This is a genomic window from Acinetobacter sp. S54, assembly GCF_016624945.1.
Lineage (GTDB): Bacteria > Pseudomonadota > Gammaproteobacteria > Pseudomonadales > Moraxellaceae > Acinetobacter.
Genome location: NZ_JACVUI010000003.1, coordinates 89,161 through 112,738 on the forward strand (window position 1 = coordinate 89,161; position 23,578 = coordinate 112,738).

Here is a 23,578-nt window from a genome sequence, read left to right on the forward strand (position 1 = left end):
AATAAATCCTTTATGGGTTCTTTATTATGTCCTATTGGCTATTGATCTTGCACATCCGTCAATCGATCTAATTTCTTTTGGAAATAATTACCTTGTAAGTAACGGGCTTCAATGTTCCATGCATTTGCAAACATCGTCATATCATTTAAATCCCGTGCTAAAATTTCAACAGGCTTGATATGATGAAAGTTTTCCAGCTTTTGTTGAAGTTGAGGGAGATCTTTATCTGAACTTAGCATTTTACATAAGTTGTGATGCAAGCTTAGGGAATCAAGATCAATCTGACTTAGAATAGATTCGCTATATATTGACATACCAAAATCACGCACAGAGATTTCAACTTCATTTTGCTTTAATTTAGCAAATTGTTGTTGAGCTAAGGGTAAATTTTGACTGATTGATTCTTCAGAAAATTGCAAAGTTAGAGGAGCTTTTGCTCGACTACCGACAATGGTCAAAAGTTTGCTCATTAACTCAGGCAATTGCTTATCATTTAAAAGAATGTGACGATTTAAGTTAATAATGAGTCTAGCAGTTGGGTATTGCGTTAAAAAATTATGTAACTGCTTGCATGCTTCAACAAGAATCCAGCGATCAACCTTGATGGAAAGTTCGGGGTCATCCCGCAAATCGGGTAACTGATTAATGTCTTGCCAGCTATTATCATAAATAAAACCACTGGTTACTTCATAAGTATAGAGATCACTATCCTGTTTATCATAAAGTTGCTGATATTTTAAATGAATATCACTCGCATCCAGTTTTTGCTGAAGTGCTTGAAGAATTGATTGTTGTACTTTAGGAATATTCTCTGTGCTGATACTGAGTTCTTTTAGACCTGTTACCTGACCTAAGTCACGTTGAGACAAACTTTGTTCCATATTTGGCAAACGTTGAGCAAATGCCTGTTCTAACAAATGATCAAAACTTTTTTCATCTTTAATGTTTGGTTGATTTAAAACCAGATAGCCTAAATGTAAATGGAGAGCGAGTGTGGAACTTCCAACACTTAATAATTGAGGCTTTTCCAAAGATTTTAGACTAATTAATTGAGATTTTAAGACTTGATCAGATTCTGCCTGAAATAGGGCTACGTATAAAACTGGATTAATCTTAAAAACAGAAACATTTACCTGCTCTTTTATAAATCCATAAATGCTGGAAAAATAGGTTTTGATCGTTTCTAGCGTGTACTTAAACGCATCGTCTGGACAGCTTGAAAGAGTGATAACGACTAATGCATTGGCATCCGCAGGTTGTTTGTTTAGCTGGCGATTAATGGCATTAAACGCATTAATCGTCGGAGAAAGTTTGTCTGATTCAATAGATTGAGAAGGGATAGACGTTTGAGGAGCAGTGGAAATGTTATTTTCTTCACATTCAATAGTGAGTTGCACCGCGTCTTCTTCATCATCGCAAGGTAAAAACTCGATTTTTAATGGGTTTGAAACGGTTATAGCTGGATTTCTAGATACGATATCAAGACTTGATTGATCAAATATGCCTTGAGAAACGCGTTTGAATTTTTGTTTAAAATGATTCAGATCTGTTGGCTGTAAAATATCCAGAATCGGTAATCCAATTAACTCATTCTCACTTTTTAAACCAAAAATTGCTAAATATTCTGAGTTAGCCTTGGTATGAATCCCTTCTTGAAGAGTAGCAACGGCTTTATTACTTTCTTTTATTTTGGACTGAACATGCGAATGCGCAGTATCTAGTTCTTCCAGTAAACGCTGTTCATTTTGTTGCAGGCGGCTATAAGATAAGGCTCTGACAATTGCAATATATACTTGTTCAGGCAAGTTAAGGTCAATAATTTCATAGACGCCTTTTTGAATATAACTGAGATATTCATTTGAAGCATATTGATCTGGAGTCAACAAAAGAACGGGCAAATTAGGTTGAGATGAAGCTTGAATCAGGGAAAGCACCTGTTCAATCTTCAAGTCATAAGCACGTCCAAAAATGACGATGTCCCAGCCAATATTCAATTGCTTTTCAAATGTATTTAGATCATCAAGCAAAGTAGCTTGAACCTGATGATTTTTGGATTCAAACAGTTCAATAATTTGATTATAACGAAGCTGGTTATCATCAATAATGAGTAAACGTGTTTTGCTTAATTTTAACTTTTTAGAAAGTAACGAGTTTCTCACTTTAAAGCTTCCCATAAATCTTGATTATCTGAATCTTTGACCTGCTTAAACATAAAGTCTTTCAGGCTATTCTGTTGCTGCTCATCTAAAAGTTCATAGTCAAATTGTACAAAGCTTTGAGTAATAAGCTGTGCTTTGAGCAAATAAACTTTGAACTCTTCTTTTTCTAACCTTAAATGAATGCCTTGTTGTTCTCTAAAAATTTGTGAACCTGGTAAGATGAGTGTGGTTTTGACCTGATCAAGATTTTGACTTTGCATGAGTAGGGCAGGGTAATAATTATTGCTATGACGGTCTGCCTGTACGCGAACCGCACATGGAAAAATATCTTGAGCAAGAATTTCCAGACCAATTTCCAGACTTTTTTCAGCAGACTGTTTAATCCAGCGAATTACCCCACCACGCCATTGGCTATGCGTATTTTCTTTAACCAGTATAAATTCACCCGTTCTTAAATTTTTGGGAGCTTCTTCAGTCCATTTAATCCGATAACCATTTACACTGATATCTAGAACTTCAGTTTGATAAATCAGTTTAGCTTCACGGTTTAATCGCTGATTATTAGGTACATGAGCTGATGATTCTTGTTGGGTTAAGCCAGATGCAGTTTTTGAACTATTTTGAAACCCATAATGACTATCAAGCTGCAAAGTTTCATTAAAATTTTTGGCTTTGGATAAATAAAAATGTGCTGTCAGTAAACCAAAACAAATTTGTAACTGCGCTGAATATTCGTAACGTTCATGTTGCCGTTCAGCAATTGTGCCTAGAATATTTTGTACATGAAACTTAAGTGCTGGACTTAAATAGATTTTCTCAGTTTGGGAAAGATAATCGGCATTACGATGCAAAGTCGCAGTAATATGTTCAAGTAAATCCTGTATCACCACATACACAGAGGGTGTAAATCCTGAATTTTGATGTTTGTTATAGACAGGAGGGTGATCTTTTTTTGTATCAATAACATATTTTGATAGAGTGGTTTCTTTGGGATAAATCTGTATTTTTTTTGCCCAATCATAACTACATTGATATAAAGCTTGTATCTCAGCCTGACGAATCTGATTGGTGTTTAAAATATCCAGTAAGATTAGTTGTGCGTAGGCTTGCGTAATATTATTAAGTTGGTTTTGAGTACCTTGTAATTGATTGATATTGATCAAATGTACATGAGACTTCATTGCAATTTCATACAGATAATGTGCGATTAACCATTGTCCAGCCATTGGTTCACTATAAAGCATATGTTCCTGATACAACAACTCAGTAAGTTGTTGCAGGCCATAAAATATCGCTAGAGTTCGTGCCGTTTGCAGATTTTTTTTCTTATGTAATGCAAAGACAGAAAATTTATTTTGATCGAGTTGTTCCGTGCTACGTCTGACGATATCAATATAAATGCCTGCAAAATGTTTGCGTAACAAGATTGCCAGCTCAATAATATGCTCGTTTCGATCTGTATTTATAAGACCTTGATTAAAAAAATGTTTTTCAAAACTTGCTAACACATTTTCAAGCACGGGATGCATGGTTTGTAGTAGATCAAAACGCAATGTTTCAGAGCAATTTAGTTCAGATAATTCAATTAATGCCGAAAATAAAGCTCGAGAAGTATCCCCTAATTGCATAATGGATAATGATGAAACCCAGTCCGAAACTGCTTTAACATTTGACTCACTAAAGCTTAATTCATCTCGACTTAACGCTGTAGATGTTTCAAAAATATCCGTAAAAGTTTGATTCATCATAGTTTATTATTCAACTCAAAATGTTGAAACCCCAAATAGCGGTGTTTTATTTTTTTCGCCCGCGATTTCCCTAACCAGCTTAGGAACCAGATAACCCGGTAAATTCGCTAAGACTTCCTGATATATATGGTCAATTTTTGATGATACAACATCAAAGTGCTGTGCACCTTTCACTTTATCTAAAACATGTAAGTAATAGGGCATAACACGAGCTTCAAACAATCGATGACTGAGGTCAATCAGTGTTTGTGCATTATCATTCACACCCTTAAGTAAAACTGCCTGATTTAACACAGTTATTTGCTCAAATGATAACGCAGCAAGCTTGTTACAGGTATATTCATCAAGCTCTGAAGCATGATTTGAGTGTACCACCACTATAATGCGTAGCCTACTGTTTTTTAATAGAGAAATGAGCTCTTCATCGACACGGTTGGGAATAACAATCGGAACTCGTGAATGAATTCTCAAAATTTTTATCTGTGGGAGTGATTCAATTCTTTCTAGCCAGAGTTGTAATTTACGATTGGACAGCGTGAGAGGGTCGCCGCCACTCAAAATGACTTCATGAATAGCCGGATGACTTTCTATATAGTTTTTAATATTTAGCCAGTCTTCATTTTTTGGCAAATTTTCCTGATAAGGAAAATGTCTGCGAAAACAATAACGACAATGAACTGCACAAGCACCAGTCAAGGTAAGTAAAAATCTGGAGCTATATTTATGTAACACCCCTGGAAGTTGATTGGCCGCTTCTTCTCTCAGCGGATCTGAGACGAATTCAGGATGTTCCTTAAGCTCAAGATGGTGCGGTAAAATTTGTAAAAGCAGGGGATCAAGAGGATTTCCCAGTTGCATTTTTTCTACAAAAGCACGAGGTACACGTAATTTAAAATCCTTTGAAGCAAGAATAGCACCAGATAACAATTGTTCTTTAGACAGTTGTAATACATTTAACAGCTCTAACGGATCAATGATTAGATCATTGAGTTGTTTTTGCCAGTTTTGCTCTTGATACAAATAGTTTATCATGCGACACGGAAAAAATAATGCTAGTCTAGCATTAATACATTTAAGTTAGTAAGTTTGGAGTGTGCCAGTCATGGCCAGTTATTCTACAAATGAATTCAAGCAAGGCCTTAAAGTCATGCTTGACGGTAACCCATGTTCAATCATGGAAAACGAATATGTTAAACCTGGTAAAGGTCAGGCATTCAACCGTGTAAAACTTCGTAACCTTAAAACAGGTAAAGTTTTAGAAAAAACGTTTAAGTCTGGTGATTCATTGGAAGCTGCTGATATTGTAGAAGTAGAAATGGACTACTTATATAATGATGGTGAGCTTTGGAACTTTATGGATCCTGTAACCTTCGAGCAAATCGCTGCAGATAAAGTTGCCATGGGTGATGCTGCTAAATGGTTAAAAGATGACTCGAATGAAAAATGCAGTATTATGTTATTTAATGGCGTACCATTAAATGTCAGCGCACCAAACTTCGTGGTTTTAAAAATTGTTGAAACTGATCCAGGTGTTCGTGGTGATACATCGGGTGGTGGTGGTAAACCTGCGAAACTTGAAACTGGTGCTGTAGTTCGCGTACCGTTATTTGTTCAGCAGGAAGAAAGCGTTCGTGTAGATACCCGTACTGGTGAATATTTAGAGCGTGCATAATGGTTTAAAAATAGACTATTATGAAAGGGATGATCACAATCATCCCTTTTTTTATGCCAAAGTATTAGATGAAAATAACAAGATGAGGAGTAAAGTCACAAGGAAATTCTCTATAAAAGATGGAACTGAATTTTAGGGCAGTTAATCATAAATAATGAGGTCATGAATGGATACAATTCAAAGGAAATCTACACTCCCCTCAAAATTACTCTGGAGTCTAGTCGCGATTATTGGTGCCGTTTCTTTTGGGATTTTGGCAATTAGTCGTGGTGAACATGTCAATGCAGTCTGGATGGTTTTAGCTGCAGTTTGTGTTTATAGCATTGCTTATCGGTTTTATAGTCTATTTATTGCCACTCGTGTATTTGAACTTAATTCGAGACGTTTAACACCCGCACATCGTTTGGCGGATGGTCTGGATTATGTACCTACAAATAAATACGTTTTATTTGGGCATCACTTCGCCGCTATTGCAGGAGCAGGGCCTTTAGTCGGTCCAATTCTCGCAGCGCAAATGGGTTATTTACCAGGAACAATCTGGCTGTTAGTCGGTGTGGTCTTGGCTGGTGCAGTTCAAGACTTTCTGGTTTTGTTTATTTCTACACGACGTGATGGAAAGTCGCTGGGTGAAATGGCAAAACAGGAACTTGGCTCATTTGCGGGTGTCGTGGTGATGCTCGGTGCGCTCGGTGTGATGATCATCATTCTGGCTGTATTGGCACTGGTGGTAGTAAAAGCACTTGCGCACAGTCCGTGGGGCGTATTCAGTATTGCTGCAACGATTCCAATTGCATTGTTGATGGGGGTATATATGCGTTATATACGTCCCGGAAAAATTGCAGAAGTTTCAATTATTGGTTTTGTACTGATGATGCTGGCGATCGTTTACGGTGGTCATATCGCGGCTGATCCATACTGGGGGCCATTTTTTACTTTAACTGGAACGCAATTAACATGGTGTCTGATCATTTATGGTTTTATTGCCTCCGTTTTACCTGTCTGGTTATTACTTGCGCCGCGTGACTATTTATCGACTTTCCTTAAGATTGGGGTAATTGTCGGTTTAGCAATCGGTATTGTTGTTGCATTACCTGAGCTAAAAATGCCAGCAGTCACTCACTTTATTGACGGCACGGGCCCAGTTTTTGCTGGTAGTTTATTTCCATTCTTATTTATTACGATTGCTTGTGGTGCAATTTCAGGTTTCCATGCATTAGTATCAAGTGGTACTACACCAAAACTGATCGAAAACGAAAAAGATATCCGTGTGATTGGTTATGGTGGCATGCTGATGGAATCATTTGTTGCTATTATGGCGATGATCTGTGCCACTGTGCTTGATCCTGGTGTTTATTTTGCCATTAATGCGCCAGCCGCAGTATTAGGTACTACTGTTGAAAGTGCATCAGAAGCTGTGCGTAATATTGGCTTTGTAGTAACACCTGAAATGTTGACTTTACTTGCTCAGGAAGTAGGCGAGTCTACCATCTTATCGCGTACAGGCGGTGCACCAACTTTCGCCATTGGTATGGCGCATATCATTTCTGAAATTTTTAATAATCGCTCAATGATGGCTTTCTGGTATCACTTTGCTATTTTGTTTGAAGCATTATTTATTTTAACTGCGGTCGATGCGGGTACGCGTGCTTGCCGTTTTATGGTGCAAGATACAGTGGGTATTGTTATTCCTGCGATTAAAAAGTCAGGATCATTTATTGGCAATGTGATTGGTACTGCTGTCGCAGTCGGCGGTTGGGGTTTCTTCGTTTATCAGGGCGTAGTCGACCCGTTAGGTGGAATTAACTCATTATGGCCTTTATTTGGTATTGGTAACCAAATGCTGGCAGCGATGGCCCTTATTCTTGGTACAGTGATTTTATTTAAAATGAAGAAAGAAAAATATGTTTGGGTCACGATTGTCCCAACGATTTTCTTGTTAATCACCTGTATGACTGCGGGCTGGCAAAAGATTTTTCATGAAAATCCGAAAATTGGTTTCCTTGCACAAGCAAATCGTTTTTCAGATGCGATGGGTCGCGGTGAAATGTTGGCTCCAGCTAAAACTGTGGCTGAAATGCAAACTGTGGTGCTTTCCAATCAAATTAATGCCGTACTTTGTGCTTTCTTTATGATTGTGGCAGTGGTGATGGTAATTGCATCTATTGGAGTGATTCGTCGTGCTTTGGCTAGCCGTGAACCAACGACTCATGAAGCTCCAGCGGTGTATGCAGATCCTGAAACAGGCGTACCTGCTTCAACACGAGGTGAAGGCTCATGAATCTGAAAATAGCTCATAATGGTCGTGCAGTGATTGTTAAAATCATTAAAATGACTATTCTGTCGCAGAAAGACGTATTGCTTTCTCCAAAGAACTGGTCACGTATTGCCACATTGTTTAAACGGTTACAGCAAAGTTTTCGTTTAATGGTAGGTGTCCCTGATTATGACACTTACCTTGAACATATGCGAAAACATCATGCTGATCTGGAACCAATGGATGCCAAGACATTTTATCGGCATTGTGTGGATTCACGTTATCCGTCCAACGGGAACTTAAAAAAGTGCCCATGTTGATATCTGTTTAATTTCTTTAGAAAAAAACAAAAAAGGTGTATGTTAATTCATACACCTTTTTTATTAAGGAAGTTTGTGATGTGGGGCATGGAAAAACTAAAAAAACCTGAACTGAATCGGGGAAATTTAGAGATTAACCAGAAAATTGTGCTCTATAGCCCCAAGATTGACCAATTTTTAGATGAAGTTAATCAACTTATTTTGGATAAATCAAAACAAACTCAACTGGCTTTAGCCTGTTTGTTGGCAGGTGGCCATATTTTATTTGAAGATTTGCCTGGTTTAGGAAAAACGACATTGGCTAGTGCTTTAGCTCGATTGGCTGGACTGGATTTTGGACGCATTCAGTTTACCAATGATATGCTAGCCAGTGATGTTATTGGGATTAATATGTTTAATCAAAAAGAACATGTTTTTGAGTTTAAACACGGTCCAATTTTCACTCAGATTCTTTTGGCAGATGAAATTAATCGCTGTAGTCCAAAGACCCAAAGTGCTTTACTTGAAGCGATGGAGGAGGGTGCAGTTACTGTGGACAGCTTGCGCTATGATTTACCACAACCATTCTGGGTGGTGGCCACACAAAACCCTTTGTTTCAGAGCGGAACTTATGCATTACCTGAATCACAACTTGATCGTTTTTTAATGCGACTGTCACTGGGTTATCCCTCTCGGAATGCGGAAAAATTATTATTACAACAAGCTTCCAGACAAGATCTGGTGGCCCAAATCCAGCCAGTTTTCAGTGCAAATGAGATCCTTGAATTGCAAAATATGGTCAAGCAAGTTTATTTAAGTGAGGCCGTGCTGGAATATTTACTAGATTTGGCAGAACAAACCCGTAAATCTCGACATGGATTATCAACGCGTGGAGTTTTAGCCTTGAAGTTAGCAGCTCAGGCCCATGCCTTAATTGAAAAACGCGCTTATGTCATTGCAGATGATATACAGGCAGTTTTTGTTGCAGTGACTGCCCATCGAATGAATATGACTGAATATGAAGCTCTTCAGTGTCTGGAACTTGTAGATGCCCTATAAATGGAAGGATCAACCATGTTATCTGGTTTTCAGGATTGGTTTGCCAAGCGTTTTCGGATCGATCAATTCAAGACACTAAAACAAAGTGAAATATTGGTTTTCATTTATCAGCAAGGTTTTTTATATTTGGCTTTGATTGTGATTACCTTTATCGCAGGCATTAATTATGCAAATAATCTGATTCTCGGTTTTTGTTTTCTGATTAGTGCTGTGCTATGCATGAGTTTTTATCTCACTTTCAAACAGCTTCATCAGTTAAATATTGAGGTTATCTATTCTGAAGTGGGTCAAGTTGGTCATCCATTGATTCTTAAGTTACATTGTAAACAGAAAAAACCAACAGCCCGATTTATTAAAATAAAAATAGAAGCACAAGAGCATGTTGTTCTTATCGATCAAATAAGTCAGGAAATTGAGCTTTTATTTTCGCCTATAAATCGAGGTAAATTTGAGTTTCCTGCGATACAAATTTTTTCAACTTATCCGTTTGGTTTAGTACGGGCTTGGACCTATTTATATTTACAACGTGAAATATGGGTTGCCCCGCAAAGTTTGGATCTGGAACTTGAATATAAACAGCAATATCAGTTGAATCAGCATGATTTAGAAGAATTTCGTGAACTTCGTAATTTTAGGGAAGGAGACTCATTTCAGGCAATTTCATGGAAACAAGTCGCTCGAGGACAAGGCTTATTTGTCAAAATGTTTGAAAATGAATCGGATCAGCATCAGTTTGAAATTGATTATCATCAGATTCCGTGTCAGGGGCATGAACAAAAACTGAGTTGGATGATGGCTCTGATTGAACTTTGTGAGCAACGACAAATTTTTTATAGCTTACATTTACCGACTCAACAGCTTGAACATGGGGCTGGTGAAAATCATGCTATAGAAGCTCGTAAGCTATTGGCGCAGGCTTGAACTGATTTGCAAGTCTTGGTTCTTTTCTGACTTGTTATATTGCCGAAAATAAATTTTGCACATAAAAGATGCAACTTCATTTGTTTTATCTTTATTAGAATGATCGTGGTGTATGAATGGCCTGAAAATGGGTAGATAGGCATCAATAAATTTTGATGAAACAATAAATCTGGTCGAAGGCTTACCCCGCGAATCAAGTTCATCATGAGATCACGTTTTTAATTAATACGTTAATAAATAAATTAAGATTAATTTTGTTGGATTAAAATATTTAAATTTCATAATAGCCTTATATCGGTTTATTTATATCTCGATGCTAGGGTCATTTTGGCACATCCCTTGCTACTTTATAATTGAGTATAAGCGGTTAGTGCGTTCAGTCGCATGGGACATTGCTCTACAGCGCAAGCTGTTCCTCTTAGGGGGACAAGGCTTTTTATGTTTCACATAAAAGTTTTGAGAGTTCGTCAAAAATAAATTGACTACTAGACTCAGTTCCTCCTTTGAATGAATAGCAAAAGCTTTCACCTATTCATCAGGGGTTTTTTATTATGAAAATTTATCACCGTTTAGGCAAAACGCGTTTGGCTGTGGTTGCCGCATCATTACTTTTCACTAGTTTGGCCCAAGCCAATGACAAACTTGTTCTTCAAACCACATGGTATGCACAGGCTGAACAGGGGGGATATTATCAAGCACTGGCTGAAGGCATTTATAAAAAACATGGCTTGGATGTCACCATCAAAATTGGTGGCCCTCAAATTAATAATATGACATTGCTATTGGCGAAACGCGCAGATGTCATTATTAATTATGATTTACAAGTACTAAAAGGGATAGAAAGCGGTTTTCCGATCAAAGCAATCGCGGCACCTTTTCAGTTTGATCCACAGGGGGTCATTACTCATAGTGATGTGAAATCATTGGCTGATCTAAAAGGTAAAACTGTTCTGGTTTCAACCAGTGGGCAGGCAAGCTGGTGGCCGTGGTTACGTGCTAAATATAAATTAGACAATTCTCAGGCACGTCCTTATACCTTTAATATGCAGCCGTTTTTAGCAGGTAAAAATGTCGTGCAACAGGCTTATGCAACGTCAGAAGTCTTTCAGGCCAAAAAAGCAGAACCTTCCAGTAAATTTTTCTTATTTGCCAACGACGGCTATCCCGCTTATGGCGGTATTTTGGTCACCCGAAATGATCTTCTACAAAGTAAGCCAGATGTGATGCGTCGTTTTGTACAAGCCTCTATGGAGGGCTGGAAAAGCTATCTTAAAAATCCTGCTGCGGGTAATGCCATTATTAAAAAAGAAAATCCAAATATGGATGATCCACTTTTAGCATTTGCCGTTTCACAAATGAAGCAGTTGGGTCTAATTGATGGAGGGGATGCCAAGATGATGGGGATTGGTGTAATGACAGATGCTCGTTGGAAGAAAACGCGTGATTTTATGGTTCAGGCCAAATTACTCGATAACAAAGTTGACTGGAAATCTGCATATACCACTCAGTTTGTAAAACCTGTAGCCAAGAAAAATTAAGCTGGGGGATTAGGTCGTAAACACGCTAATGCAAGAGGGGAACCTAATTATGAATTCAGCAGTATCAATTTCGGCTCAAACTGAAATCAATCAAAATCCAGTCAGTCCTATGTTGATGGTTCGTGGCGTAGAAAAAATTTATCCAAATGGCACACATGCGTTGCAACGTTTTGATCTGGATATTCAACGCGGTGAAATTATTTCACTGCTTGGGCCATCGGGTTGCGGTAAAAGTACTTTGCTAAAAATGTTTGCTGATCTGGAACAACCATCTGCCGGACAAGTGCGTTGGAATGGTAAAACAGATATGCAATCACAATGCAAAATGGCAATGGTATTTCAGGAGGCAACCTTAATGCCTTGGGCAAATATTCAGGATAATGTGCGGTTGCCGCTGGATTTACGCCATGTATCTAAAAGTGTGAGCAATGAAAAAGTTGCATCTGCTTTGACGTCAGTTGGTTTAGGGAAATTTGGAAATTCTTATCCTAAAGAACTTTCTGGTGGAATGCAGATGCGCGCATCACTTGCCCGCGCTTTAGTAACTGAACCAGATTTATTGCTGATGGATGAACCATTTGGTGCGCTGGATGAGTTTACTCGACATCGCTTGGATAGTGATATTCGAACGTTGTGGTCTGAGCGTGATTTAACCGTGGTCTTTGTTACACACAGTATTTATGAAGCAGTCTTTTTATCGTCGCGGGTTATTGTCATGGGCGCGCGTCCGGGGCGCGTAGTGGCTGATATTCAAATTGAAGGCCCTGAACATCGTGATGAACATTTTAGAAATTCGGATGTTTTCATGAAGCAATGTGCGCATTTATCTGAAGTTTTGGAACATGCCAGTGGAGGCGAACATCATGGTTAAGCCGTTAATGAGTCATCCTAAATTTCGTCGTATTGCAGCACCTTTGGGGCTAGGTGTAATTTTGTTGTTGATTTGGCAAATTAGTTTGCAACAACTCAATGTACCGGTTTATTTGATTCCAAAACCGACAGATATTGCTCATGCATTGACATCTCAATCAGGGTTGCTTTTTGGAAGTCTATGGGTGACTTTAAAAGTGACATTGCTGGCTTTCATGTGCGCGGTTGTGATTGGAACCCTGATCGCTTTTTTATTTGTACAAAGTCGCGTGATCGAAGCATGCTTTATGCCGTATGCAATTTTGTTTCAGGTTACACCGATCGTCGCAATTGCACCCTTAGTAATTATCTGGATTCAAAACACAACTCTGGCTTTAGTGGTATGTGCCATGTTGGTTGCTATTTTCCCCATTTTAACCAATACCACGCTGGGTTTACGTAGTGTAAATGCTGGATTATTGAATTTATTCCGCATTAACAAAGCCAGTCGTTGGCAGGAATTAATGCACTTGCGTGTGCCGAACGCATTGCCTTATTTCTTTGGTGGACTGCGCATTTCTAGTGGATTGGCCTTAATTGGTGCGGTTGTGTCTGAGTTTGTTGCAGGGACTGGGGGAAGTAGTGCTGGATTGGCGTATCAGATTTTGCAGGCGGGTTTTCAACTTGATTTACCACTCATGTTTGCCGCACTATTTTTAATCACTTGTACCGGTCTGGTTTTATTCGTTGTGATGTCAATGTTAAGTCAAATGTTTTTAAACAAATGGCATGAAAGTGAGCAAGCCTAATGGATTATTTGATCAAGAATGCACATGCGATTTTAACGGGTCTGGCAGGGGATGCTGCGCGTACAAATGCAGATAGTCTCCGAATTGAAAATGGAATCATTACCGATATAGGCGCGTCACTTAGCGTACAGGCCAATGAAACAGTTATTGATGCACGAGATTGTGTAATTTATCCTGCTTGGGTGAATACTCACCATCATTTATTTCAATCTCTTTTGAAAGGTGAACCGCAAGGGCTGAATCAGAGTTTAACGCCGTGGCTGGCTGCTACACCTTATCGTTTTCGGGGGGCTTTTGATGAAGAAACTTTTCGATTGGCAGCACGTATCGGTTTGATCGAATTATTGCGTTCAGGCTGTGGCACCGTGGCAGACCATCATTATTTATATTGGCCTAATATGCCTTTTGATGGCGCAGAAGTTCTATTTGATGAAGCAGAACAATTGGGTTTGCGTTTTATCTTGTGTCGGGGTGGAGGCACTTTAACGCGTGGATTAGAAGCAGAGCTTCCACAAGCTTTACGTCCAGAAAAATTTGAAGATGTAATGATGGATGTTGAACGGTTGGTCGGTCTTTATCATGACAATAACGCCAATGCATTCAAGCGGATTGTTATGGCTCCTACCACAGCCTTGCATTCTACGACTCCTCAGCAATTACGTGAAATGGCACAGCTGGCGCGTCATTTAGGAATTCGCCTACATAGTCATTTGTCTGAAACTGTTGATTATCTGGATGCAGCTCGCGCCAAATTTGGAATGACTCCTGTTCAGTTTTGTGCTGAACATGACTGGGTTGGGGATGATGTCTGGTTTGCGCATCTGGTCAAACTCTTACCTGAAGAAATTCAGCTTTTAGGGCAGACCAAGACGGGGATTGCACATTGTCCACAAAGTAACGCACGTTTGGGTAGTGGTATTGCTGATCTGGTTACGTTGGAGCAAGCAGGAATGAATATCTCAATTGGTGTAGATGGAGCAGCTTCAAATGAAGCGGCAGATATGTTGTCTGAAGCTCATGCAACATGGATGTTACAACGCGCTCGCAAGGGCATGTTTGCCCAACCAAAATATGATGGCGGACGTTTTGAAGGAGGGGCTGATGCAGCTACAGTGGAAGACGTGATTCGTTGGGGGACTCAAGGCGGCGCTCAGATTCTTGGCTTATCTGATATTGGTACGCTTGAGGTCGGTCAGCAGGCCGATTTGGTAGTTTATCAACTGGATGATCCACGTTATATGGGATTACATGATATGGCAATTGGACCTGTAGCCAGCGGAGGACAGGCAAAAATCAAACATATGCTGATAGGTGGCAAGACGGTTATTGAAAATAATCACATTCCACATTTGGATATGCAAGAGTTAGCCGTACAGGCACGGGATGCAGTAAAAAAACTTCAGCAACGGGCTGAAAAGATAGCGTTAGCTTCCTAGATTTGCACTAAAATTAGACAGCTCTCAATCGAGAGCTTTTTATTTGCTACTAAAATGTATTTGTCGCTTGAATCAAGCTATCAAGCCGAGCTAGTCTAGTAATAGAGCAAATAAATACAGGGAAATCCTTATGATACTTAATACTCATATCGTCGAATCAGATCATGCGACCAGTAACAAACCAGTGGTTTTATTACATGGTTTATTTGGTAGTTTGTCGAATCTGGGTGTTATTGCTCGTGCCTTAAGTACCAATCATAAAATAATTCAAATTGATTTGCGTAATCATGGTTTATCACCTCATAGTGATGAAATGAATTATGAAATTATGGCGCAGGATGTTATCGATACTTTAGATGAGCTTGGTATTCAACAATTCAGCCTAATTGGTCATTCAATGGGTGGAAAAACTTCCATGAAAATCGCAGGATTATATCCGAATCGTGTTGATAAACTGATGGTACTGGATGTCAGTCCAGTAGCTTATCAAGGACATCGTCATCGCGATATTTTGGATGCAATCAATGCAGTACGCGCAGAGCCACATGAACTGAGTCGTAAGCAAGCCACTGAAATTATGAAGCAATATATTGCGCAAGATGGCGTTATTATGTTTTTACTCAAGTCTTTTAATCAAGGACATTGGTTGTTTAATGTAGATGCCATTGAAAAACAATACGCTCATATTACTGGGTGGAATGACATTGAGCCGTGGAATAAGCCATGTTTATTTATACAGGGGGCAAAATCTGAATATATTCAAGCTGAATATGAAACAGATATTCGTCAACAATTTCCTTTAGCAGAAATTAAAACAGTTCAGGGTGCAGGGCACTGGTTACATGCAGAAAAACCTGAAGAAGTGATCAGAATCATTCAAGATTTTTTACATGATCAAGGTGAATCACGTGCTTATTAATTAAGCTTTAACACATGATACTTAGGCCCCAGTTCAACTTTAAATTGAACTGGGGTTTTTATTTAAACGATGGTATAACCCCCATCAATGGTAATGCATGAACCATTCATAAAACGTGCTTCATCCGATGCCAAGAAAATAGCTAACTCGGCAACTTCTGATGCCTCACCAAAACGATCTAATGGAATCTTGTCGGTTGGGCGGGTTTCCAGCATTTTTGCGGTCATAGGCGTACGAATAGTGCCAGGGCAGATGGCATTAATTTTGATACCATGTTTGGCATACACAGCAGCCAAATGCTTGGTGTAACCAATAACTGCATGCTTGGAGGCGGTATAGGATGCGCCACCCATTTGAGCAACTAGACCTGCAACAGATGCAATATTAATAATGGCGCCTGAGCCTTGTTCAATCATTTTTGGTAAAACAAGATTGCTTAAACGAAATATAGCTTTTACATTAATCTCAAACATTGCGTCCCAGAGTTCTTCGCTGGTGTCTAGACTATTGGTATATTTATCAAAAATACCTGCATTATTGAGTAAGACATCAATACGTCCAAACTTTTCGACGGTAAATTCGATCAGATGATGTAATTGTTCAAGCTCAGTTACATTTACTTGATAGGCAAATGCTTCGCCACCAGCATTAACAATCTGTTGTGCAACCTGATTGGCTTGTTCGAGATTTAAATCTGCAATAATTAATCTGGCACCTTGTTGTGCAAAAGCTAGTGCTTCTGATTCTCCCATTCCCGAAGCTGCGCCAGTGATAATACAGACTTTATTTTCTAGTCTAGACATAATACGATTCCTTGATCCGAAATTCTGAATTCAGCGATGTTGACGGCATAGCGCTTGAAGTCTGATGTTTTCCTTTATTTAACTTACGTGTTTACTTATTCTGGCTAAAGATCGTGGCTGGGATTTTAGACGATATTCATACATACTGAGCGAACATCGGACAGGGAATGACAGGGGAAAATGGATGAGAGATCAAATTATTCAACACGAGCTCTCACAAGAGACTATTAAATATGATGATTACATCGCAGGTTTGGCAAAAGGCCTGAGTATATTGGAAGCGTTTGGAACGGATCGTCAGCGTCTAAATGTGACACAAGTTGCAGAGCGTACAGCTATTACTCGAACTGCGGCGCGCCGTTATTTAAAGACTCTCAAGTTTCTGGGTTATCTAGACAGTGATGATTACTTTTATTGGCTTACGCATAAAGTCTTAAAGTTCTCAGGAGCTTTTCTAAGTACCGCACATCTTCCCAAAGTCGCGCAATCAGTTTTGAATCATTTATCTGAAAAAACTGCGCTGGTATTTTCAGTCGTGGTTCAGGATAGTTATGAGGTTGTTCCGATCGCGCGAAGTGTCCCGCAAAATGCAAATTTTCGGGTGAGTCCTTTTGGGATTCATTTAGGCAATCGTATTCCAGCACATGCCTCATCCACAGGTAAAGTTCTACTGGCACATAAATTACTTGAAGAGCAGAAAAACTGGATCAGATTATATGGCCTAAAGCGATTTACCGCGTATACCTACACCGAGGAAGAGGCCTTTTTAGGTGCTTTAGATGACATTAAAATGAAGGGCTACTGTATTTCTGCTGAAGAATATGAATTAGGCGTCACTGCTATAGCAATTCCCATTGTCAATCAAACAGGCGATATTGTAGCAAGTCTAAATGCAGTAGCACCAATGAGTAAGGTGAACGATCACTATCTGGTCAATACGGTTTTGCCTATGTTACGTGAGGCTGCCAAAGAAATCAGAGATATGATTTAACTCTGGCCAAAGCTATGAAGGCGTTCTTAAAGAACGCTTTTTTTATCTATAAATTTTAATTTATTGTTTCTAAAAAATATTTAATAAAAAAGAGAGTGAGCTGGTGTTTTTATAAACAATGCACGATATAAGGTCGATTTGCGCGATGATCGCCTGAATTAGAACAAAGTGATCTGGTCGGAATAGTGTTTGCTCAGTAGTTTAATAAAAAGAAAAGACGTTCTGGATATCACAGTTGGATTGTGAAGCCTTCATCGCTCAGGCGAATGAACGTATGCAACTGTCGCAAGGAGTGACACTATGAATACACCATTACCCGAACAGCTTGAATGTGATTTAATTGTTGTCGGTGCAGGCGCAGGAGGTTTATCAACTGCCATTACTGCCAGAAAAAAAGGCTTAAATGTAATTGTACTCGAAAAAGATCAGGTCTTTGGTGGTACAACGGCTTTTTCTGGTGGCGTACTCTGGATTCCTGGAAATCATCATGCCAAACAAAATGGTATACAGGATAGTCGCGAGGCTGCACTTGAGTATTTAAAGCACGAAACTAAACAGTTTTTTAATGCCGACGCGGTAAATGCATTTCTGGATTATGCCCCTGAAATGTTAAAGTTTTTTGAACAAGAAACTACGGTTAAATTTATTCCAACTTTATATCCCGATTATCATCCTGATGCTCCAGGCGGGGTGGATATTGGCCGTTCAGTGTTGGCTGCACCTTATGATATTCGTGGTTTGGGTGAACATATGCAACGCCTGCGTCCGCCACTCAAAACTATTACATTTATTGGAATGATGTTTAATTCATCCAATGCAGATTTGAAGCATTTCTTTAATGCAACCAAGTCTTTTACTTCATTTATGTACGTGGCAAAGCGGTTGGCGATTCATTTAAAAGAATTGGCACGTTATGGTCGTGGCACCAATGTCACTAGTGGAAATGCTTTAGCTGCGCGTTTGGCAAAATCTGCATTAGATCTGGACATTCCTATTTATACCGATGCTGCTGTTCAGGCGTTAATTTCTGAAAATGGCAAAGTGACAGGTATAAAAGTTAAATCCCAACAACAATCTTCTAAAATCAAATCCCGATATGGAGTGGTGTTGGCTTGTGGCGGTTTTTCACATGATATTGCTCGCTTAAAACAAGCATATCCACATTTGAGACGTGGTGGTGAACATATTTCACCTGTCCCCAAAACCAATACTGGTGATGGCTGTCGTTTAGCTGAATCTGTTGGAGGAATCGTCGATATTCAATATAAGGACACCTCTGCATGGATGCCTGTTTCTAAAGTTCCTTATTCTGATGGCTTCGGCGTTTTTCCACATCTATTGGATCGTTATAAACCCGGTATCATCGGCGTGTTAAAAAACGGCAAGCGTTTTACCAATGAATCAAATTCATACCATGATGTCGGCGCAGATTTAGTGCGTGCTTGCGAAGAGTTCAATGAAACTGCTATGTGGTTGATTTGTGACCAAAAAACCATAAGTAAATATGGTTTGGGGTATGCCAAACCTGCGCCTATGCCATTAACCCCATTAATCAAAAAAGGGTATTTGATTAAAGGCAATCGTTTGGAGGACTTAGCTCAACAAGCAGGCATTGACGCCAAGACACTCGTCAAAACTGTAGAGCGCTACAACGTAGATGCTGTCAAGGGTGAAGATCCTGAATTTCATCGTGGATCTACTTCATTTAACCGTTATCTTGCAGACGCAGAACATAAGCCTAATCCATGTGTAGCGCCCATTACACAAGGCCCATTTTATGCTGTCAAAGTGTTTATGGGCGATTTGGGAACTTTTGATGGAATACGTACGGCCGTAACAGGCGAAGTGCTCGATCAATCCAATCAAAAAATCGCTGGCTTATATGCTGTCGGGAATGATCGCGCCAGTATTATGGGAGGGAATTATCCTGGGGCAGGCATTACTCTTGGGCCAATTATGACTTTTGGTTATATTACGGGTTCACATATTGCAGATTTGGCAAAGGGTGGTCAGGGCTTACGCTGTTTTCAGAAGAGTCAGACCTTAAATGAACAGTCAGATCAGGAAATACGTCATGTTTCATAAACCGATTGTAGATCATCGAATCTATAACATTACACCTCGTTGTATGCCCAAATTTCTGGAAGTATTTAATCAACTAGCCATGCCTGTTTTAAAAAGGCATTTAGGTGAACCACTTGGGTTTTATGTTAGCAGTATTGGAACACTGAATCAGGTAGTGCATTTATGGGGCTATGACAGTTTAGATGATTATGAAAAACGGAGTTATGCTCGAGATACTGACCCTGAATTTCAGATTTATCTAAAAGCATCACAAGGATTGGTGATGTCACAAGTCAATCAAATTGTTAGGCCTGTACAGTTAGCCGCTTTGAACAAGTCATAACATAACCATTTATTTAAAAAACGCCCTTCAGGAACGGTATTTTGAGAAAAATACCGAAGGGTCACTTCGTGCTTTTCTCAGGAGAATCTAATGAGCACAAGTCAGATGCAAAGGAAGGATGTAAAAACAATACTCAACGAAAATAAAATGGGTAAAGTTCAAAAGCTAATTTTATTTTTCTGTTTTGCGATTATTGCACTAGATGGTCTGGATGTGGTGGTCATGGGATTGATCGCTCCGCAGATTATTCAGGAGTGGGGCGTCAGTGCACAGGAACTCGCGCCTGTTTTAAGTGCAGCTTTAGTTGGGCTTGCAGTGGGAGCATTAGTTTCTGGCCCTTTGTCAGATAAATTTGGACGTAAACCTGTTTTAATTTTCAGTGTATTGGCCTTTGGCATTTTTACCTTATTAACTGCTTTCTCAACCGACATTAATCATTTAATTATTTATCGTTTTCTAACTGGATTAGGCGCAGGTGCTGCTGCACCCAACGCAGCTACATTAGCCTCTGAATATGCTCCAGATCATCGCCGTTCTTTTTCAGTAACCGTGGCGTATTGTGGTTTTTCATTAGGCGCTGCCGCTGGTGGCTTTCTAGCTGCATGGATGATTCCAGAGTTCGGTTGGCGCAGTATGCTTATTCTGGGTGGAATATTGCCGCTCATTTTAGTGCCATTTCTATATGGGAAAATGCCTGAATCTATTACCTATTTGGTTAAACATTCAAAGTCTCAGCATAGAATACAGGCCATCTTAAAACAGCTTTTTCCACAGCAGTCTTATGCTGGACAACTGATTTATTTAAATGAAGTTCAAACTGAAAAATCTGGTTTAAGCCTAATCCTCTCTAGCAAGTATCGCTATGGCACAATTATGCTCTGGATGAGCTATTTTATGGCGCTATTCCTTATTTATTTGTGCAGTAGCTGGTTGCCAACTTTAATTAAGGCAAATCATTTCACTATTTCTCAAGCTGCTATTGTTACTTCATTCTTCCAGATTGGTGGGCCAATTGGCAGTATTACACTTGGTTGGTGCATGGATCGCTTTCGTCCACGTCTGGTGTTGTTTATTGCGATGATGATCGGCGCACTAGCAACTTTTGGACTTGGTCATTTCAATCAGGATATGTTTTTAATGTGTATCTTTGCATGGATTCTTGGTTTCACTTTTAATGGTGGTTCGGTCGGACTCAGTGCCTTGGCAACAGGCTATTATCCAACGTCGGCACGGGCAACAGGGGCAAGCTGGATGAACGGGATTGGGCGATTTGGTGCGATTCTAAGTGCATTTGCTGGTGCAGCCATGATTGGTTCGGGTATGCCATTTTCAACCATGTTTACATTACTCATGATTCCTGCGGTACTTTCTGGCATTGCAGTTTTAGTTCAGGGGTTAAAAGCCCGACGAGCGAAACCTGTTGGTAATTCCTGTTTAAGTTTGGATCAACAATAACACTCCAGATTGAGGATCATAAGGGTTTGATCCTCAGATCTCTCTTTTTTAAAAAATTATCAATTGGCTTGATCAGTATTTTGATCAGGTAAGGAGCAGTGCATGGCTCTGATTTGGTCAAGATCTTACGGTTACAGATATTCAAGTCAATGAAATTTACAACAATCGTATGCTAAGGACCAGCATTCATGAAATTTTCAGTAAAACCATTGGTCATGATTTTGGCCGCAACATTTACCAGTAATACAGTTTTGGCTTTTCAACCATTTGACCAAGATCAAAAATGGATTTTGGGTGACTGGAAGGGAAAACGAAATGAGTTAGCCCAACAAGGCTATCAATTTACTGTGGCATTTCAAAACGAAAGCGCAATCAACTTGCAGGGTGGTTATAACGATTCACAAAGATTATTCAATGCAAACCAATGGGCATTTGCAACCTTATTAGATTTAGAGAAAATCGCAAGTTGGAACAATACTCAAGCCAATATCACCATAACCAAACGTGATGGTCAGTCTTTATCTAATGATCGAATAAGTGATCCAAGAGACGTTCAGTTCAGTAGTACACAAGAGATTTATGGTCGGGGACAGTCATGGCGTTTAAGCAACGCATGGATCAAAAAAGGTTTTTCAGAAAATCGCCTACAAATTAAGTTTGGTCGTATGGGACTGTCCGATGATTTTAATGCCTCGCATTGTGAGTTCCAGAACTTGATGCTATGTGGCGGACAATTAGGTAAAACGGTGGGTGACATTTGGTTTAATAGTCCAGTGAGTCAATGGGGAATCAATGCTAAATATCAATTTTTACCGACATGGTGGATTGGTGCAGGCATTTATGAGGTGAATCCTGAAAATGCATTAGAGAAACATGGCTTTAATCTAGATATGGAACAAAGCAAAGGAGCTTTGATTCCAATGGAACTGATCTGGAAGCCTAAACTGGATGTGTTTCATGGCCTAGCGGGTGAATATAAAATAGGCGCATTCATTTCGACGGCAGAAGCCCGAGATGTCAAAAAAGATGAAAACGGTGAAATACAGGCTAAAGTTGCAAATCGTAAATGGCATGATAGCAAACACAGCATTTGGTTGAATGCACAACAACAATTAATTGCACATAGCAATGATCCCAAGCGTGGTTTATTTGTGTCTGCAAATTTTACCTTTAACGACAAAGCCACAACTGTAGTTGAAACTAGCCAACAACTTGCGTTTTGGTACAAAGGCGCTTTTGATCAACGTCCAAATGATAGCATTGGTTTGGGTTTTGCTCATTTTGATGTTAATGAGCGAGTTCGAGAGCGCCAAAATGCGACCAATCAGTTATTGGGGTTAATTCCAGAAGATTATAGGAATCCCCAATATAGTCCACTTCAACACAATGAACTCAATATCGAGCTCAACTACAATTTTCAATGGTCGCCAGCCATCTCACTGCGTCCAAATATTCAATATGTATATCAACCTAGTGGTGTTAAAGAGGTTAATAATGCTTGGGTGGCGGGTCTGACCATGAAACTTAATTTTTAAATATTGATCTAAACAGGAAAAATATAAATTACTTTTTCCTGTTTTTATTATTGAGCAAATAATATTTTGAGATTTTCCTTAAAAATCTCCATCATGGGCAATATTTCATCGGGATTTAAAATACCGTTATGAATCATACTCATCCACATTGGACTAACAATGAGCAATGCAAATTGTTGAGGGGTAATCCTAATGGTTAGCTCACCACGTTGTAGAGCGAGATGGATTAATTGTTCAAGTTCACGCTGAATAGGTAAAAAAATCTTATTTACATAGGTTTGACGAATATGTGGAAAATTATTACCCTCACGCAAAATTAAACGTGCAATATCGGCACGACCTGTTGATTCAAGTGTTAAAACACTAGGCACAATTTTTGTGCAAATAAAATCATAAACGGTTTCGTTCTGCGTAATTTCCGATGCTCGAATAGGGCGAAAAGAATCATTGATCAATGCATCAATAACACCCTCAAATAGCTGTTCTTTGGTTTCAAAGTAAGAATAAATCGTACCTTTGCCCAATTCAGCTCTTTTAGCAATTTCTGAGATTTTAGCGCGAGCAAAACCGACTTCGATAAAATCCTGTAAAGCTGAATCAACAATTTTTTTCCGTGTTTCTTGTGTCTTTTCAAGACTAGGACCGCGTGTTTTGGGCTTTTTCATATCAAATGAAGTTTCCTGTTCCTGATCTTAGCTTAACATAAATTGACCTTTGGGTCATA

General features: G+C 39.3%; 20 protein-coding genes. 15 read left to right on the forward strand and 5 right to left on the reverse strand.

The window, feature by feature from the left end; genetic code table 11:
• Positions 1–38: 38 nt before the first annotated feature.
• Genes IAE20_RS06065 through epmB form a run of 3 tightly spaced genes read right to left on the reverse strand, consistent with a single transcriptional unit; the run spans position 39 to position 4,939 of the window.
• The gene (locus tag IAE20_RS06065; RefSeq protein ID WP_200481779.1) at positions 39–2,174 is read right to left on the reverse strand and encodes an EAL domain-containing protein; all 2,136 of its coding nucleotides are present in this window, start codon (positions 2,172–2,174) and stop codon (positions 39–41) included.
• Positions 2,156–3,907: a GTPase gene (locus IAE20_RS06070; RefSeq protein ID WP_200459937.1), complete on the reverse strand. Its 1,752-nt coding sequence runs from the start codon at positions 3,905–3,907 to the stop codon at positions 2,156–2,158. The genes IAE20_RS06065 and IAE20_RS06070 overlap by 19 nt, the downstream gene beginning before the upstream one ends.
• A gap of 15 nt (positions 3,908–3,922) precedes the next feature.
• On the reverse strand, positions 3,923–4,939 hold the full coding sequence (gene epmB / locus IAE20_RS06075) for an EF-P beta-lysylation protein EpmB (RefSeq protein ID WP_200481778.1): 1,017 nt from the start codon (positions 4,937–4,939) through the stop codon (positions 3,923–3,925).
• A gap of 70 nt (positions 4,940–5,009) precedes the next feature.
• On the opposite strand from epmB, the gene efp reads away from it, so the two are divergent.
• From efp to IAE20_RS06125, 10 genes are all read left to right on the forward strand, one after another.
• A complete protein-coding gene (gene efp, locus IAE20_RS06080; protein WP_200459939.1) occupies positions 5,010–5,579 on the forward strand; it encodes an elongation factor P in 570 nt (189 codons plus the stop codon).
• Positions 5,580–5,745: 166 nt separating this feature from the next.
• Positions 5,746–7,857 carry a carbon starvation CstA family protein gene (locus tag IAE20_RS06085; protein ID WP_200481777.1) on the forward strand — a complete coding sequence of 704 codons (2,112 nt, stop codon included), beginning with the start codon at positions 5,746–5,748 and terminating at the stop codon, positions 7,855–7,857.
• Positions 7,854–8,153 carry a YbdD/YjiX family protein gene (locus tag IAE20_RS06090; protein ID WP_200459941.1) on the forward strand — a complete coding sequence of 100 codons (300 nt, stop codon included), beginning with the start codon at positions 7,854–7,856 and terminating at the stop codon, positions 8,151–8,153. The genes IAE20_RS06085 and IAE20_RS06090 overlap by 4 nt, the downstream gene beginning before the upstream one ends.
• 78 nt (positions 8,154–8,231) lie before the next feature.
• Complete coding sequence (locus IAE20_RS06095; protein ID WP_200481776.1) at positions 8,232–9,191, forward strand: AAA family ATPase; 960 nt, start codon at positions 8,232–8,234, stop codon at positions 9,189–9,191.
• Between the two features lie 15 nt (positions 9,192–9,206).
• On the forward strand, positions 9,207–10,112 hold the full coding sequence (locus IAE20_RS06100) for a DUF58 domain-containing protein (RefSeq protein ID WP_200481775.1): 906 nt from the start codon (positions 9,207–9,209) through the stop codon (positions 10,110–10,112).
• 551 nt (positions 10,113–10,663) lie between these two features.
• The gene (locus tag IAE20_RS06105) at positions 10,664–11,650 is read left to right on the forward strand and encodes an ABC transporter substrate-binding protein (RefSeq protein WP_200481774.1); all 987 of its coding nucleotides are present in this window, start codon (positions 10,664–10,666) and stop codon (positions 11,648–11,650) included.
• A gap of 49 nt (positions 11,651–11,699) precedes the next feature.
• Positions 11,700–12,521: an ABC transporter ATP-binding protein gene (locus tag IAE20_RS06110; protein WP_200459945.1), complete on the forward strand. Its 822-nt coding sequence runs from the start codon at positions 11,700–11,702 to the stop codon at positions 12,519–12,521.
• Complete coding sequence (locus tag IAE20_RS06115; protein ID WP_200481773.1) at positions 12,514–13,308, forward strand: ABC transporter permease; 795 nt, start codon at positions 12,514–12,516, stop codon at positions 13,306–13,308. Before IAE20_RS06110 ends, IAE20_RS06115 begins: the two co-directional genes overlap by 8 nt.
• On the forward strand, positions 13,308–14,744 hold the full coding sequence (locus IAE20_RS06120) for an amidohydrolase family protein (RefSeq protein WP_200481772.1): 1,437 nt from the start codon (positions 13,308–13,310) through the stop codon (positions 14,742–14,744). Before IAE20_RS06115 ends, IAE20_RS06120 begins: the two co-directional genes overlap by 1 nt.
• A 130-nt stretch (positions 14,745–14,874) precedes the next feature.
• Positions 14,875–15,663, forward strand: a complete 789-nt coding sequence (locus IAE20_RS06125) for an alpha/beta fold hydrolase (RefSeq protein ID WP_200459948.1) — start codon at positions 14,875–14,877, stop codon at positions 15,661–15,663.
• A gap of 62 nt (positions 15,664–15,725) precedes the next feature.
• Here the strand turns inward: IAE20_RS06125 and IAE20_RS06130 are convergent, their stop codons facing one another.
• Complete coding sequence (locus tag IAE20_RS06130) at positions 15,726–16,466, reverse strand: SDR family NAD(P)-dependent oxidoreductase (RefSeq protein ID WP_200481771.1); 741 nt, start codon at positions 16,464–16,466, stop codon at positions 15,726–15,728.
• Positions 16,467–16,650: 184 nt separating this feature from the next.
• Here IAE20_RS06130 and IAE20_RS06135 point away from each other — a divergent pair, with 184 nt between their 5' ends.
• The 5 genes from IAE20_RS06135 to IAE20_RS06155 all read left to right on the forward strand — a co-directional run bounded on the left by IAE20_RS06135 (position 16,651) and on the right by IAE20_RS06155 (position 22,854).
• On the forward strand, positions 16,651–17,457 hold the full coding sequence (locus tag IAE20_RS06135) for an IclR family transcriptional regulator C-terminal domain-containing protein (RefSeq protein ID WP_200459950.1): 807 nt from the start codon (positions 16,651–16,653) through the stop codon (positions 17,455–17,457).
• A gap of 300 nt (positions 17,458–17,757) precedes the next feature.
• A complete protein-coding gene (locus IAE20_RS06140) occupies positions 17,758–19,542 on the forward strand; it encodes an FAD-dependent oxidoreductase (RefSeq protein WP_200481770.1) in 1,785 nt (594 codons plus the stop codon).
• Entirely contained in the window at positions 19,532–19,864 is a 333-nt protein-coding gene (locus IAE20_RS06145) for an NIPSNAP family protein (RefSeq protein WP_200481769.1), read from the forward strand. Before IAE20_RS06140 ends, IAE20_RS06145 begins: the two co-directional genes overlap by 11 nt.
• Before the next feature lie 90 nt (positions 19,865–19,954).
• Entirely contained in the window at positions 19,955–21,319 is a 1,365-nt protein-coding gene (locus IAE20_RS06150) for an MFS transporter (RefSeq protein WP_200481768.1), read from the forward strand.
• A 188-nt stretch (positions 21,320–21,507) separates the two neighbouring features.
• A complete protein-coding gene (locus IAE20_RS06155; RefSeq protein WP_200481767.1) occupies positions 21,508–22,854 on the forward strand; it encodes a carbohydrate porin in 1,347 nt (448 codons plus the stop codon).
• A gap of 47 nt (positions 22,855–22,901) precedes the next feature.
• Here the strand turns inward: IAE20_RS06155 and IAE20_RS06160 are convergent, their stop codons facing one another.
• Positions 22,902–23,519 (reverse strand): TetR/AcrR family transcriptional regulator, encoded by a 618-nt coding sequence (locus IAE20_RS06160; RefSeq protein WP_200481766.1) that lies wholly within the window; start codon positions 23,517–23,519, stop codon positions 22,902–22,904.
• Positions 23,520–23,578: the final 59 nt, after the last annotated feature.

Coding starts and splice junctions, on each gene's coding strand:
- efp (WP_200459939.1), top strand. CDS start 5,010: ATGGCCAGTTATTCTACAAATGAATTCAAGCAAGGCCTTAAAGTCATG.
- IAE20_RS06105 (WP_200481774.1), top strand. CDS start 10,664: ATGAAAATTTATCACCGTTTAGGCAAAACGCGTTTGGCTGTGGTTGCC.
- IAE20_RS06160 (WP_200481766.1), bottom strand. CDS start 23,519: ATGAAAAAGCCCAAAACACGCGGTCCTAGTCTTGAAAAGACACAAGAA.
- IAE20_RS06100 (WP_200481775.1), top strand. CDS start 9,207: ATGTTATCTGGTTTTCAGGATTGGTTTGCCAAGCGTTTTCGGATCGAT.
- IAE20_RS06125 (WP_200459948.1), top strand. CDS start 14,875: ATGATACTTAATACTCATATCGTCGAATCAGATCATGCGACCAGTAAC.
- IAE20_RS06130 (WP_200481771.1), bottom strand. CDS start 16,466: ATGTCTAGACTAGAAAATAAAGTCTGTATTATCACTGGCGCAGCTTCG.
- IAE20_RS06150 (WP_200481768.1), top strand. CDS start 19,955: ATGAGCACAAGTCAGATGCAAAGGAAGGATGTAAAAACAATACTCAAC.
- IAE20_RS06155 (WP_200481767.1), top strand. CDS start 21,508: ATGAAATTTTCAGTAAAACCATTGGTCATGATTTTGGCCGCAACATTT.
- IAE20_RS06135 (WP_200459950.1), top strand. CDS start 16,651: ATGAGAGATCAAATTATTCAACACGAGCTCTCACAAGAGACTATTAAA.
- IAE20_RS06095 (WP_200481776.1), top strand. CDS start 8,232: ATGTGGGGCATGGAAAAACTAAAAAAACCTGAACTGAATCGGGGAAAT.
- IAE20_RS06090 (WP_200459941.1), top strand. CDS start 7,854: ATGAATCTGAAAATAGCTCATAATGGTCGTGCAGTGATTGTTAAAATC.
- IAE20_RS06070 (WP_200459937.1), bottom strand. CDS start 3,907: ATGATGAATCAAACTTTTACGGATATTTTTGAAACATCTACAGCGTTA.
- IAE20_RS06085 (WP_200481777.1), top strand. CDS start 5,746: ATGGATACAATTCAAAGGAAATCTACACTCCCCTCAAAATTACTCTGG.
- IAE20_RS06110 (WP_200459945.1), top strand. CDS start 11,700: ATGAATTCAGCAGTATCAATTTCGGCTCAAACTGAAATCAATCAAAAT.
- IAE20_RS06120 (WP_200481772.1), top strand. CDS start 13,308: ATGGATTATTTGATCAAGAATGCACATGCGATTTTAACGGGTCTGGCA.
- IAE20_RS06145 (WP_200481769.1), top strand. CDS start 19,532: ATGTTTCATAAACCGATTGTAGATCATCGAATCTATAACATTACACCT.
- IAE20_RS06140 (WP_200481770.1), top strand. CDS start 17,758: ATGAATACACCATTACCCGAACAGCTTGAATGTGATTTAATTGTTGTC.
- IAE20_RS06065 (WP_200481779.1), bottom strand. CDS start 2,174: ATGGGAAGCTTTAAAGTGAGAAACTCGTTACTTTCTAAAAAGTTAAAA.
- IAE20_RS06115 (WP_200481773.1), top strand. CDS start 12,514: ATGGTTAAGCCGTTAATGAGTCATCCTAAATTTCGTCGTATTGCAGCA.
- epmB (WP_200481778.1), bottom strand. CDS start 4,939: ATGATAAACTATTTGTATCAAGAGCAAAACTGGCAAAAACAACTCAAT.